The 13547-nt window shown below is 66.5% G+C and carries 10 protein-coding genes; 4 read left to right on the top strand and 6 right to left on the bottom strand.

The features are described from left to right. Positions 1 to 199 precede the first annotated feature (199 nt). The 4 genes from lon to tig form a co-directional block, all read right to left on the bottom strand. Entirely contained in the window at positions 200 to 2623 is a 2424-nt protein-coding gene (gene lon, locus DIE21_RS24350; RefSeq protein ID WP_124500107.1) for an endopeptidase La, read from the bottom strand. A gap of 197 nt (positions 2624 to 2820) precedes the next feature. Next, a complete protein-coding gene (gene clpX / locus DIE21_RS24345) occupies positions 2821 to 4092 on the bottom strand; it encodes an ATP-dependent Clp protease ATP-binding subunit ClpX (protein ID WP_006754177.1) in 1272 nt (423 codons plus the stop codon). Positions 4093 to 4256: 164 nt separating this feature from the next. Beyond that, complete coding sequence (gene clpP / locus DIE21_RS24340; protein WP_124500106.1) at positions 4257 to 4910, bottom strand: ATP-dependent Clp endopeptidase proteolytic subunit ClpP; 654 nt, start codon at positions 4908 to 4910, stop codon at positions 4257 to 4259. A gap of 140 nt (positions 4911 to 5050) precedes the next feature. Beyond that, entirely contained in the window at positions 5051 to 6397 is a 1347-nt protein-coding gene (gene tig, locus DIE21_RS24335) for a trigger factor (RefSeq protein ID WP_124500105.1), read from the bottom strand. Between the two features lie 375 nt (positions 6398 to 6772). On the opposite strand from tig, the gene DIE21_RS24330 reads away from it, so the two are divergent. Together DIE21_RS24330 and DIE21_RS24325 are read left to right on the top strand one after the other, a co-directional pair. Further along, positions 6773 to 7942 (top strand): glycerate kinase, encoded by a 1170-nt coding sequence (locus DIE21_RS24330; RefSeq protein WP_124500104.1) that lies wholly within the window; start codon positions 6773 to 6775, stop codon positions 7940 to 7942. Between the two features lie 62 nt (positions 7943 to 8004). After that, complete coding sequence (locus DIE21_RS24325) at positions 8005 to 8454, top strand: MarR family winged helix-turn-helix transcriptional regulator (protein ID WP_124500103.1); 450 nt, start codon at positions 8005 to 8007, stop codon at positions 8452 to 8454. Between the two features lie 252 nt (positions 8455 to 8706). Here the strand turns inward: DIE21_RS24325 and DIE21_RS24320 are convergent, their stop codons facing one another. Further along, positions 8707 to 9705 carry a 2-dehydropantoate 2-reductase gene (locus DIE21_RS24320; RefSeq protein ID WP_124500102.1) on the bottom strand — a complete coding sequence of 333 codons (999 nt, stop codon included), beginning with the start codon at positions 9703 to 9705 and terminating at the stop codon, positions 8707 to 8709. 101 nt (positions 9706 to 9806) lie between these two features. Further along, entirely contained in the window at positions 9807 to 10952 is a 1146-nt protein-coding gene (locus DIE21_RS24315) for a LuxR C-terminal-related transcriptional regulator (RefSeq protein WP_124500101.1), read from the bottom strand. Between the two features lie 302 nt (positions 10953 to 11254). Between DIE21_RS24315 and DIE21_RS24310 the strand changes: the two genes are divergently transcribed. Both DIE21_RS24310 and DIE21_RS24305 read left to right on the top strand, forming a co-directional pair. Then, the gene (locus DIE21_RS24310) at positions 11255 to 12301 is read left to right on the top strand and encodes a porin (RefSeq protein ID WP_124500100.1); all 1047 of its coding nucleotides are present in this window, start codon (positions 11255 to 11257) and stop codon (positions 12299 to 12301) included. Between the two features lie 22 nt (positions 12302 to 12323). Then, complete coding sequence (locus DIE21_RS24305) at positions 12324 to 13541, top strand: MFS transporter (RefSeq protein WP_124500099.1); 1218 nt, start codon at positions 12324 to 12326, stop codon at positions 13539 to 13541. Positions 13542 to 13547 lie beyond the last annotated feature (6 nt).

Here is a 13547-nt window from a genome sequence, read left to right as displayed (position 1 = left end):
ATCGGCTCGCGATTTACGCTCCACGCTTCCTCCCCACACTCGGTCACCCTCATGCAGTTGCGCTTCACTTCACTCGCCGTGACCAGCTCATGGCGGGACTTACACCCGCAGGAATGCGCCCATGCTGGGCGCACAATAAAAAAACCCGCGGACACGCCGCGGGTTTCGTGAACCACCGTCAGCGACGGCGTTCAGGTTCTCAATGCTTGACGACTTCCGTCGAGCCGGCATCCTTCGCCGCCTCGCCAACCGGTGCCGCAGCCTTCGCCTCTTCTTCAGGCGGCAGCGGAGTCGGCGTACGTTCGAGCGCGAGCTCGAGCACCTTGTCGATCCAGCGGACCGGCACGATCTCGATCGCGTTCTTCACGTTGTCCGGAATGTCCGCGAGATCCTTCACGTTCTCTTCCGGGATCAGCACGAGCTTGATGCCGCCGCGATGCGCAGCCAGCAGCTTTTCCTTCAGCCCGCCGATCGGCAGCACTTCGCCACGCAGCGTGATCTCGCCCGTCATCGCGACATCGGCACGCACGGGGATCCCCGTCAGCACCGACACCAGCGCGGTCGTCATCGCACCGCCGGCGGACGGACCGTCCTTCGGCGTCGCGCCTTCCGGCACGTGGATGTGGATGTCCTGCTTCTCGAACGCTTCGTCCTTGATGCCCAGACGCCGCGAACGCGAGCGCACGACCGAACGTGCAGCCTCGACCGACTCCTTCATCACGTCGCCGAGCGAACCGGTGCGGATCACGTTGCCCTTGCCCGGCATCACCGCGGCTTCGATCGTCAGCAGGTCGCCGCCGACTTCCGTCCACGCGAGGCCCGTCACCTGACCGACCTGGTTTTCCTTCGCCGCGAGGCCGAAGTCGTACTTGCGCACGCCGAGGAACGTATCGAGGTTCTCGCCATCGACCTTGATCGCGCCCGATGCCTTCTTCAGCAGCAGCATCTTCACGACCTTGCGGCAGATCTTCGACACTTCCCGCTCGAGCGAACGCACACCGGCTTCGCGCGTGTAGTAGCGGATGATGTCGCGGATCGCCTGCTCGGCGACCTCGATCTCGCCTTCCTTCAGGCCGTTGTTCTTCTTCTGCTTCGGCAGCAGGTAACGCTGCGCGATGCTGACCTTCTCGTCTTCCGTGTAGCCCGACAGACGAATCACTTCCATCCGGTCGAGCAGCGGCGGCGGGATGTTCAGCGAGTTCGACGTCGCGACGAACATCACGTCCGACAGGTCGAAGTCGACCTCGATGTAGTGATCGGCGAACGTGTGGTTCTGTTCCGGATCGAGCACTTCGAGCAGCGCCGACGACGGATCGCCGCGGAAATCCATGCCCATCTTGTCGACTTCGTCGAGCAGGAAGAGCGGATTGCGCACGCCGACCTTCGCGAGGCTTTGCAGGATCTTGCCCGGCATCGAGCCGATGTACGTCCGGCGGTGGCCGCGGATCTCGGCTTCGTCACGCACGCCGCCGAGCGCCATCCGGACGAACTTGCGGTTCGTCGCACGCGCGATCGACTGGCCGAGCGAGGTCTTGCCGACGCCCGGAGGCCCGACGAGGCACAGGATCGGCGCCTTGACCTTGTCCACGCGCTGTTGCACCGCGAGGTACTCGAGGATGCGTTCCTTCACCTTCTCGAGGCCGAAGTGATCCTCGTCGAGCACCTGCTCGGCGTTCGACAGATCGTTGTTGACCTTGCTCTTCTTGCGCCACGGCAGGCCGATCAGCGTGTCGATGTAGTTGCGCACGACGGTCGCTTCCGCCGACATCGGCGACATCAGCTTCAGCTTCTTGAGCTCGGCGTCGGCCTTCTTCTTCGCTTCCTTCGGCATGCGCGCGGCGTTGATGCGCTTCTCGAGTTCCTCGAGATCCGCACCCTCTTCGCCTTCGCCCAGTTCCTTCTGGATCGCCTTGACCTGTTCGTTCAGGTAGTACTCGCGCTGGCTCTTTTCCATCTGGCGCTTCACGCGCCCGCGGATGCGCTTTTCGACCTGCAGGATGTCGATCTCGGCTTCGAGCTGCGCGAGCAGGTGCTCGAGGCGCTCGATGACCGGGAACATCTCGAGGATATGCTGCTTCTGGTCGAGCTTCAGCGGCAGACGCTCGGCGATCATGTCCGCGAGGCGACCGGCTTCATCGATGCCCGACAGCGACGTGAGAATCTCCGGCGGGATCTTCTTGTTCAGCTTCACGTACTGGTCGAACTGCGACACGATCGCGCGGCGCAGCGCTTCCGTTTCCGCGCTGTCGGCGTGATCGGGCTCGAGCGGCATCACTTCGCAGGAGAACTGCGTCTCCTGCTCTTCGATCGACAACGCCTTCGCACGCTGCAGGCCCTCGACGAGCACCTTCACGGTGCCGTCCGGCAGCTTCAGCATCTGCAGGATGTTGGCGATACAACCGACCTCGTACATGTCCTTTTCGGTCGGTTCGTCCTTGGCCGCGGTTTTCTGGGCGACGAGCATGATGTGCTTGCCGCCTTCCATCGCTGCTTCGAGGGCCTTGATCGATTTCGGCCGGCCCACGAAGAGCGGAATCACCATGTGCGGGAAAACGACGACGTCCCGCAGCGGCAGCAGCGGGAGCGTGATGCGTTCCGGCGGGAGAAGTTGGGTGCCTGACATTTCATTTCCCCATGAGTGGAATCAATTGTTCGGTAATTGAGGCCGCCACAACGAATTGCAAGCCTTCAAGTGCGGGAAATATTCGGTAAGAAAGTAACCACCGCGTGTCGAGTCAGAGTTACCCACAAGATAAACGAAAAAAAGCCGCCCACGGTCTCATGAACGGCCTTTTTCGCAGAACATCGTCGGCAAGCCGGTCAGTTCGAACCCGCCACCTTCGGCGTGTCCTCATAGATCAGCAGGGGTTTGCCGTCGCCATCGATCACGTTCTCGTCGATGATGACCTTGCTGACCCCTTTCATCGCCGGCAGCTCGTACATCACGTCGAGCAAGGCCTGTTCGATGATCGAACGCAAACCGCGCGCGCCGGTCTTGCGGCGGATCGCCTTGCGGGCGACTGCCTGCAACGCGCCCGGCCGGATTTCCAGCTCGACGCGCTCCATCGCGAACAGCTTGTGATACTGCTTGACGAGCGCGTTCTTCGGCTCGACGAGAATCTTCATCAGCGCGGCTTCATCGAGCTTGCCGAGCGTCGCGACCACCGGCAGACGGCCGATCAATTCGGGGATCAGACCGAATTTGATCAAGTCTTCCGGCTCCGTCTCGCGCAGCACTTCGCCCGCGTCGCGCTCCTGCTTGCTCTTGACCGTCGCGCCGAAGCCGATGCCCGTCTTTTCGGTGCGATCGGTGATCACCTTCTCGAGACCGTCGAACGCGCCGCCGCAGATGAACAGGATGTTGGTCGTGTCGACCTGGATGAAATCCTGGTTCGGGTGCTTGCGGCCGCCCTGCGGCGGCACCGACGCCATCGTGCCCTCGACGAGCTTCAGCAGCGCCTGCTGGACGCCCTCGCCCGACACGTCGCGCGTGATCGACGGGTTGTCCGACTTGCGGCTGATCTTGTCGATTTCGTCGATGTAGACGATCCCGCGCTGCGCCTTGTCGACCTCATAGTTGCAGTTCTGCAACAACTTCTGGATGATGTTCTCGACGTCCTCGCCGACGTAGCCGGCTTCGGTCAGCGTCGTCGCATCGGCGATCACGAACGGCACGTTCAGCAACCGCGCGAGGGTCTGCGCGAGCAGCGTCTTGCCGGAGCCCGTCGGGCCGATCAGCAGGATGTTGCTCTTCGACAGCTCGACGTCGTCCTTCTTGTCGAGATGCTTCAGGCGCTTGTAGTGGTTGTACACCGCCACCGCGAGGATCTTCTTCGCACGCTCCTGGCCGATCACGTACTGATCGAGGATGTCGCGAATTTCCTGCGGGCTCGGCAGATCCGACCGGGACAGGCTGGCCTCGACGCCGGCGGCAGCCGCCTCGTCGCGAATGATCTCGTTGCAGAGGTCGATGCACTCATCGCAGATGAATACCGACGGGCCGGCGATGAGTTTCTTCACCTCATGCTGGCTCTTCCCGCAGAACGAGCAATACAACAGCTTCTCGCTGTTCGAACCTTTTTTGTCCGCCATGAATGTAGAGCCTCCGGACAGGTAAATGACATGATACGCCGAATGCTCCGGACGCCGCGCCTAGGGCGCGACCGGAGCCGGCTGGATGCGCTTGCCGCAGATGCTCAAGGCACTCGGGACGTTGCGGGGGTGCCGCGCGAATCGGGGCGGCACCCCACTTAAGCTCACGGGCGCTTCAGCAGCACCTGATCGATCAGCCCGTACGCCTTCGCGTCCTCGCTCGACATGAAATTATCACGGTCGGTGTCGCGCGCGATGCGCTCGACGTCCTGGCCCGTGTGCTGCGCGAGCAGGTTGTTCAGCCGTTCCTTCAGGTAGAGGATTTCGCGAGCCTGGATCTCGATGTCGGATGCCTGGCCGCGAGCGCCGCCGAGCGGCTGGTGAATCATCACGCGCGAGTTCGGCAGCGCGAAGCGCTTGCCCTTCGCGCCCGACGCGAGCAGGAACGCGCCCATGCTGGCCGCGAGGCCCATGCAAAGGGTCGACACGTCCGGCTTGATGAACTGCATCGTGTCGTAGATCGCCATGCCGGCCGACACCGAGCCGCCCGGGCTGTTGATGTAGAGGTTGATGTCCTTGTCGGGATTCTCGCTCTCGAGGAACAGCAATTGCGCGACCACGAGGTTGGCGGTCTGGTCGTTCACTTCGCCGACCATGAACACCAGGCGCTCCTTCAGGAGACGCGAATAAATATCGTACGAACGCTCGCCGCGGCCGCTCGTTTCGACGACGATCGGCACCAGCCCCAGCGCTTGCGCCTCGAAACCCTGCGGCGCGTTCGAAGCAAGCATGTCCAGCAATTCAGCGCGAGTGATCATTCAATGAACCTTGTTCGAATGGAAAATTGAACGGAAGGAAGCCGCCCGCTCAATCGCCATATTAATGGCAACCGTGCGCTTGACGTAAAAACGGCGTGCGGGCCGTCGCTCCGACAGCCGGCACGCCGCTAGAGCGACACTTACGCTTGCGCCGATGCGCTCGCGAGTGCCTCGAAGCTCACTTCCTTGTCCGTCACCTTTGCCTTGCCCAGCACGAAGTCGACGACGTTGCTTTCAACGACGAACGCTTCCATCTCGGCGAGGCGCTGCTGGTTGGAATAATACCAGCGGACCACTTCCTTCGGGTCTTCGTAGCTCTTCGCGAACTCGTCGACTTCCGCACGAATCTGTTCCGGCTTCGCTTCCAGGCTGTTCGACTTCACGAGCTCGGCCAGCACGAGGCCCAGCTTCACGCGACGCTCTGCCTGCTCGGCGAACATCTCGCCCGGGATCGGTGCGTCCTTCGCGTTCGGCACGCCGCGCTGCGCCAGATCCTGGCGAGCCATTTCGACGAGGCGTTGCTGGTCCTGCTCGATCAGCGCCTTCGGCACGTCGAGTTCGGAAATCTTCAGCAGCGCATCCATCACCTGGTTCTTGACGATGGATTGCGTGCGGCGCTTCGCTTCACGCTCGAGGTTTTCCTTGATCTCGCCGCGCATCTTCGTCAGGTCGCCGTCTTCGATGCCGAGCGACTTCGCGAATTCGCCGTCGATTTCCGGCAGGTGCGGCCACTCGATCTTCTTCATCGTGACCGTGAATTGCGCCGTCTTGCCCGCCACGTCCTTGCCGTGGTAGTCGTCCGGGAACTTCAGGTCGAACGTGCGCTGTTCGCCGGCCTTCAGGCCGAGCGCCGCCGTTTCGAATTCCGGCAGCATGCGGCCTTCGCCGAGCACGAACGGGAAGTCTTCGGCCGTGCCGCCCTGGAACGCGACGTCGTCGATCTTGCCGACGAAGTCGACCGTCACGCGGTCGCCGTTCTTGGCTGCGGTGTCCGCACCGCCGTCGCCGTGCTCGCCGGCTTCGCCGCGAGCGTGGAAGTGCACGCGCTGCTTGCGCAGGATGTCCAGCGTGCGGTCGATTTCGGCATCGCCGATCGACGTCGTCGAGCGCTCGACTTCAGCCGTCGCCAGATCGCCGATCTTCACTTCCGGGTAGACCTCGAACGTCGCGTCGAACGCGTAGGCATCCTCGGCCTGCTCCTGCTTCGGCTCGAAGTTCGGCTGGCCAGCCACGCGCAGGTTTTCCGCGCGGCTGATCGTGAAGAATTCCTGGCCGATCTTGTCGCTCAGCACTTCCGCCTCGACCTGACCCGCGTACTGCTGGGCGACCATCTTCAGCGGCACCTTGCCCGGGCGGAAACCCGGCATGCGAACGTTCTTCGCGAGTTTCTGGATACGGGCGTCGATTTCCTTCTGCACGGTGTCCTTCGGCAGGGAAATCGTCACGCGGCGTTCAAGCTTGCCGAGGTTCTCAACAACGTTAGCCATGGCTTCAATCGTCCTAAAATTATTCGAGCGAATCGGGTTTTCCTTGCCGTGCCTGCCTGCGGCGAGAGGTGCATCGCATGCACACGCCGCGCCGGAGCGCCACGCCATCCCTGCACGCGCCGGATGGCTAGCGCAAGCGGCTCGGAGCACGGCTTTGGCCGGAAGAATCGACTATTCTAGCAAACAATTTTCCTCGCACCGCCAGATCGGCACGACGTACGTGCATACCCGCTGTCCGTGCACGGCCATGCACGCGGATCGCCGCTATGCCGTCCGCCGTATCCACCGCGGGCCCGCCATCCTGTAAGCTCCGATTGAGGGTGCGACGCGCTCGCGCCATCATTCATCACACCAATCACGCCTTCCGGAGACACCATGCCGCAACACCCGTCCGCGCCTGTCGTCGTCATCGCGCCCGATTCGTTCAAAGGCTCGCTTTCCGCCGAGCAGGTCGCGGACGCGATCGCCACCGGCATCCGCCGCGCCCGGCCCGACGCGGTCGTGCGCTGCTGCCCGATGGCCGACGGCGGCGAAGGCACGCTCGATGCGATGCTCGCCGGCGGCGGCACGCGGCGTGTCATGCGGGTGGCCGGCGCGTCGCTCGCGCCACATGACGCGGCGGTCGGCGTGATCGATGCGCGCACCGCGATCGTCGAGACGGCCGAGATCGTCGGGATCACCGACGCGGTCGGCATGAGCGTGCCGGTCGACGCGCGCAGCACGCGCGGGATGGGCGAGGCGATCCGCGCGCTGCTCGACGACGGCGTGCGCCGGTTCTTCGTCGCACTCGGCGGCAGCAGCACCAACGACGCGGGCGCGGGGTTGCTCGCGGGCCTCGGCCTGCAATGCTTCGATGCGGCCGGCCAGCTGGTCGAACCCGTCCCCGCGCGGCTCGCCGACATCGCACGGATCGACGCGTCGGGGCTCGATCCGCGCCTGAAGGAAGCGGAATTCACCGGCATGTCCGACGTCGACAATCCGCTGACGGGCGCGCATGGCGCGACCGCGGTATTCGGTCCGCAAAAGGGCGTGACGCCTGACCAGATTGCGACCCTCGATGCCGCGCTCGACCGCTTCGCCGACCTGCTCGAGGCCGCGCTCGACCGGCGTCCCACGGGGACTTCCGCCGGTCGCGCCCGCGACCTGGCCGGTGCCGGCGCCGCGGGCGGCCTCGGTTTTGCGCTGCACATGCTGGGTGCGCAGTTCGAAGCCGGCGCGGAAGTCGTCGCGCGGCAGATCGGGCTCGACGCGGCACTTGCCGGCGCCGACTGGCTGATCACCGGCGAAGGCCGCTCCGACGTGCAGACGCTGCACGGCAAGGCGCCGTTCATCGCCTGCCGTCATGCGCAGGCCGCGGGCGTGCCCGCGTCGCTGCTGTCGGGCGCGGTCGACCCGGCCGCGCTGCCGCGCCTGTCCGAACATTTTTCCGGCTGCTTTTCGCCGGCGCCGGGGCCGATCACGCTCGACGTCGCGATCCGCGACGCGGCGAACCTGCTCGCGAACGAAGCCGAACAGTTGACACGGCTGAAGTACGGCGCACACTGACCGTTGACCCGAGCGCGCGATACAGGAACAATCGGGCCCGCCCTTTTTCTTCAGGATTCGACATGAAAGGCCGTCAAGCCGGGCTCGATCAGTTTCTGACCTATCGCCTCCATGCGCTCACGAAGCGATCCGACCGCGGGATCGCCGAGGTGTACCGGCACAAGCTGGACATTTCGCTGCCCGAGGCGCGCGTGATCGCCGCCGTCGGCGCGTTCGGCCCGTTTTCGATCATGGATCTCGCCCGTCATACCAATCTCGACAAGAGCCAGGCGAGCCGCGCGGCGGAAGCGCTGCTGCGCCAGGGGCTGCTCGAGCGCAGCGCGAGCGAGGAGGACGGCCGGATCGTGCTGATCGCGCTGACCGCCGACGGCCGTGCGCTGCATCGCAAGATCATGCCGGTCGTGCGCAAGTGGAATGAAGGCTTGCTCGCGTGCCTGTCCGACAGTGAACGCCAGACGTTCGAGCGGCTGCTCGACAAGGTGGTCGCGCACGCGGTCGAACGCGACGAGTGAGTCGCGCGGCGGACGCGATCCGTGCCACTCGCGCGTCGCGAATGTGCGGCACATGCCCGGGAATTGCCGCACCGGGCCGTGCGAGCGTCACGAGCGATCCAGCGGCCGCCGCTTTATTCAGATGAATCCCGCAGGGCGCCCGAGTCGCCCGAACGCATGGGCGGCGGCCCGGTCTTCCCTGCCGGGCACGCACCGAACGACTGCGCGCCGGCCTCCATCACGCCAGGCAATCACCGCGGCGATCCCACTCCGCTATAGCCCGCTGTTCGCCGCGCGCTGACGCAGCAACCCCAGCACCGCGTCGCAATACGGCGTCGGCACGTCGAGCTTGCGCCCCAGCTCCGGAAACACGCCGAGGATCGGCCCGGTCTCGAGCGGCCGTCCGGCCTCGACATCCTGCAGCATCGACGTCTTGAACGCGCCGAGCTTGCGCGTCACGGCGATCCGCTGCGGCCCGCTCATCCCCGTATCGAGACCGAGCTTCGCACCGATCGCGGCCGCCTCCTCCATCATCCGCAACGCGAGTTCCCGCGTGAACGGATCGTCGAGCAGCTGCTCGGCGGTCGAACCCGTGAGCGCGCTCAACGGATTCATGTTCATGTTGCCCCACAGTTTCGCCCAGATCTCGGTGCGGATCGCCGGTGTCGACTCGACGTCGAAGCCGCCCGCGGCAAGCGCCGCCGCGAACCGCGCGGTCGGCGCGTCGAGGCTCGGATCGGGCGAGCCGATGATCAGGCGGTTGCCGCGGCCGCGCCGCACGATACCCGGCGCATCGGTGCTCGACGACAGATGCACGACGCAGCCGATCGCCTGCGCGGGCGGCAGCGCCGCCGAGACCGCGCCGGCCGGGTCGACCGCGTCGAGCGGCACGCCGTCGAGCGGGCCCGCGAGCCCGTGCGTGAACCACCACGGCAGCCCGTTCATCGCGGCGACGATCACGGTGCCGGGCCCGACCAGCGGCGCGATGCGCGCGGCCAGCGCCGGCAACGCCTGCGCCTTCAACGCGATCACCACGTAGTCCTGCACGCCGAGCGCGGCCGCGTCGTCGCTCGCGCGCACCGGGACCGACGACACGGCGCCCGCCTCGTCGACCACGCGCACGCCGTGCGCGTTCAGCGCATCGAGCGTCGCTCCGCGCACGTATGCGCTCACCGTCATGCCGGCGCGCGACAGCGCGGCCGCGAGCAATCCGCCGATCGCGCCGACACCGACCACCGCCGCGCGCACCGACCCTGAATTCGTGTCGTTCATGATGGAAATCCGTCTGCTGGGAGCTGACGAGCATAACGCTCAATGGTTGCGGATACAACTATTCATGCGGGTGTCTGCATGCCGGTGTCCGCACGCGCGATTCAGCGCGGCGCGCCGCCCGCCTCCACCGGCTCGTCGTCGGTCCGGCCGCCCGTCGCACCGAGCACGCCGGCGATCTGGCTCTTGTCGTGCATGCCGAGCTTGCGGTACGCGCAGCGCAGGTAGTGACGCACGGTCGTCGGCGAGATCGCCATCTGCTGCGCGACCTCCTTGTGCGAACGCCCGGCGCCGTAATGGCGGATCGCCGCGAGTTCGCGCGGACTCAGCCGGTCGAGCAGCGAGCGCGGCCGCGCCTCGATCTGGAACAGCCCCGCGACGGGCACGCACCGGATGCGCAACGCGTCGCCGATGAACGGCTGCCCCGACTGGCGCCGCACATGCGCGACCAGCGGCTGCGGCACACGCGGGCCCGTCCACGCCTGCCATTCGGTCCGCAGCACGTCGTCGAAGCCGTGATCGGCGTGATGCAGCACGCCGAAGTTGTCGCACAGCGCGCGTGCCGCCGGCGCAACCGCGTCGCCACGCTCGCGCGTGAGCTGTGCCGCGCGATTGATCGTCAGCGCGGCCGCCAGATGCGGGATCACTTCCTCGAAGCGGCTCGCGTCGTCGTCGCTGAACGGACGATTCAGGCCCTGGCGGTAGATCGACATGAAGGTCGTCAGCCCGAAGCGGCGGTCGAGCGTACACACGCACATCAGCTGTGCCAGCCCGTACTTCACGCACCAGTCGCGAAACCGCGCGTCGAACCCCGGCTCGACGACCGACAAGCGCACCGCGCGGCCGTGTGCGCCGAGCAGCGTGCGTTGCGCGAGCGGATCGCAGTCGCGCACGCGTTTCCAGTCGCTGAAGAACGCATGCGGAAGGCGGTACAGGAAACTGTTGTGCATCACGGGGCCGGTCGGCACGTGCGTCGCGACGCCGGTCCACGCGGCGTCGAACGGGATGAGCCCCTGCAGCAGCGAAAAGAAGCGGCACTCGAATTCGCCGATGCCGGACTGCGCGGCGACCGCGTACAGGTCGAGCAGCATCAGGCCGAGTTCGCGCCGCGCTGTGTCGCCGCGCGTCACGCCGTCGAAATCGGCGCGGCGGGACGGCAGCGGCGGCCATGCGGATTCGTCGAGCACGATCGCGGCCGGCACGTCGCGCAGCGCGTCGAGATCCTGCCCGATATCCGTCGTGATCCTCACCTTCCGCTCCCCCGCCCGATCGGGCCGCTGATGCGCGCAACGCAGACCGGCCGATTATAGCGACCGGCATTTTTGACGGGCGCCGCTGCCGGAACACGCGGCAGCCCCATCCATTTGAACGGTACGCCGCCCGTTGCTGCTGCGCAGCACGCCGCACCGCGGCGTCGCGGCACATCCATGCCGTGCACCGCGGGTTTTCCACACCGTTCATCTGCACGACTGTTCGCCGGCTTTCCCGCTGCGGACACTGCGTCGCGACAACACCAACGACACACGATGCAGCACGGTATGGAGAACCCCACGTGATGACACCCCGCTTCATCCGCACGGCCGCCGCCACCGCGGCGCTCGCCGCGTGCAGTCTCGCCGCGCACGCGCAATCGACCCTCACGCTGTATGGCGCGCTCGACGCCGGCGTGCAATACCTGACGCATGCCGACGGACGGCACGCGGCCGTGCAGTTGCAGAACTACGGGATCCTGCCGTCGCAGGTCGGACTGAAGGGCAACGAGGATCTCGGCGGCGGCTGGCGCGCGCTGTTCAAGCTCGAACAGGGCCTCAACCTCAACGACGGCACCGCGACCGCCGCAGGCCATGCGTTCTTCCGCGGCGCGTACGTCGGTGTCGCAGGCCCGGTCGGCACCGTCACGCTCGGACGGCAATTCAGCGTGCTGTTCGACAAGACGCTGTTCTACGACCCGCTGTGGTACGCGTCGTACAGCGGCCAGGGCGTGATCGTGCCGATGACGGCGAACTTCATCGACCACTCGATCAAGTACCAGTCGCCGACGTTCGCCGGCTTCGATGTCGAGGCCCTCGCGGCGACGGCCGGTGTCGCGGGCAATACGCGCGCCGCACGCGTGCTCGAACTCGGCGGCCAGTACACGAGCAACGGACTGTCGGTCAGCGCGGTGCTGCATCAGGCGCATGGCGACGCATCCGCGGCGGACGACGCGTCCGCGCGCCGCCGCGAACTCGGCACGCTCGCCGCGCGTTATGCCTTCGCGACCCTGCCGCTCACCGTCTATGCGGGCATCGAACGCCTGACCGGCGAGCTCGATGCAGCGCGCACGATCGTCTGGGGCGGCGCGCGTTACCTGACGTCGAGCGGAATCGGACTGAACGCGGGCGTCTACCACACCGATTCGCACACGCCGGCGATCGGCCACCCGACGCTGTTCATCGCGAGCACCACCTACGCGCTGTCGAAACGCACCGTCGCCTACGTGAACCTCGGTTATGCGCGCAACAGCGGCCAGAGCTCGCAGACCGTCTACGAATACGACCCGACGCCGCTCGCCGGCGCATCGCAGTTCGGCGCGATGGCCGGCATGTACCACCTGTTCTGATTCCGTCCAGCGAGATCCCGCCATGAAAACCCTTTGCTCCGATGCCGCGCTGCCGTCCGACGGCCGCGCGTCGACATTCGCACGCTCGACGCTCGTCGCACTCGTCGTGTTCGCGGCCATCACGCCGCTGCTGCTGCTCGTCGCGCCGGCCGTCGCCGGTCAGCTGGCGACGCAGCTCGGGCTGTCCGCGTCGCAGATCGGCACGTACTTCTTCGTCGAACTCGGCGCGTTCAGCGTCGCGACCCTGCCGTCGTACCTGTGGCTCGGCCGCGTCGATGCGCGCCGCGTCGCTGCCTGCGCGATCGCCCTGTTCGGCGTGGGCAATCTCCTGACCGCGTGGTGGATGCCCGGCTTCGTCCCGCTGCTCGCGCTGCGCGCCGTCACCGCGCTCGGCGGCGGTTCGCTGATGGTGCTCTGCATGACGAGCGCGGCCACCAGCGAGAACAGCGATCGCGTGTACGGGCTGTGGGTCGTCGGCCAGTTGATCGCCGGCGCGATCGGCCTGTTCGTGCTGCCTCACCTGTTCGCCGCGTTCGGGCTGCGTGCGCTGTATGTCGCGCTGGCCTTGCTCGCGGGGCTTGCCGCGCCGCTGTCGCGCGGCTTTCCGGCGACGCTCGGTGCGCGGACCGCGTCGGCGCAGGCCGCGCGCGACGCCGCGACGGATGCGTCACGACGTTTCGTCGCGCTCGCGATCGGCGCGGTGCTGGCGTTCTATCTCGCGATAGGCAGCGTGTGGACGTTCGCGAGCCGCGCGGCGGCGGCGGCCGGGCTCGATCCGCAGTCGACCGGCAACGTACTCGCGATCGCGAGCGTGATGGGGATTGCCGGCGCGGCGCTCGCATCGTGCGCGGGCGGCCGGCTTGCACGGCGGGCGATGCTGGCCGCCGGTTACGCGCTGCTCGCGGCGGCGCTCGTCGCACTCGCCGCGCTGCCGCGGGCGAGCGGCTACAGCGCCGCGATCTTCGCGTTCAAGTTCGCGTGGACGTTCGTGCTCCCGTTCATTCTCGCGACCGTCGCGCAGATCGATACGTCCGGGCGCCTCGTCGCGACGCTCAATTTCGTCATCGGCGCGGGGCTCGCGGCCGGCCCCCTGCTCGCCGGACTGTTGCTCGATGCCGGCGGCACGATGCATGCGCTGTTCGCGGCCGCAACCGCCGTCGCGATCGCGTCGTTCGCCGCGCTGCGCCATATCGACCGCCGCACGCGGACTTCCATGACTTCCGTTTCTTCCCAACCGTGACAGGTC

Source organism: Burkholderia sp. Bp9140 (assembly GCF_003853425.1).
Classification (GTDB): Bacteria; Pseudomonadota; Gammaproteobacteria; order Burkholderiales; family Burkholderiaceae; genus Burkholderia.
The sequence above is the reverse complement of the archived record's forward strand: the minus strand, read 5'-3'. Positions and strand labels throughout refer to the sequence as shown.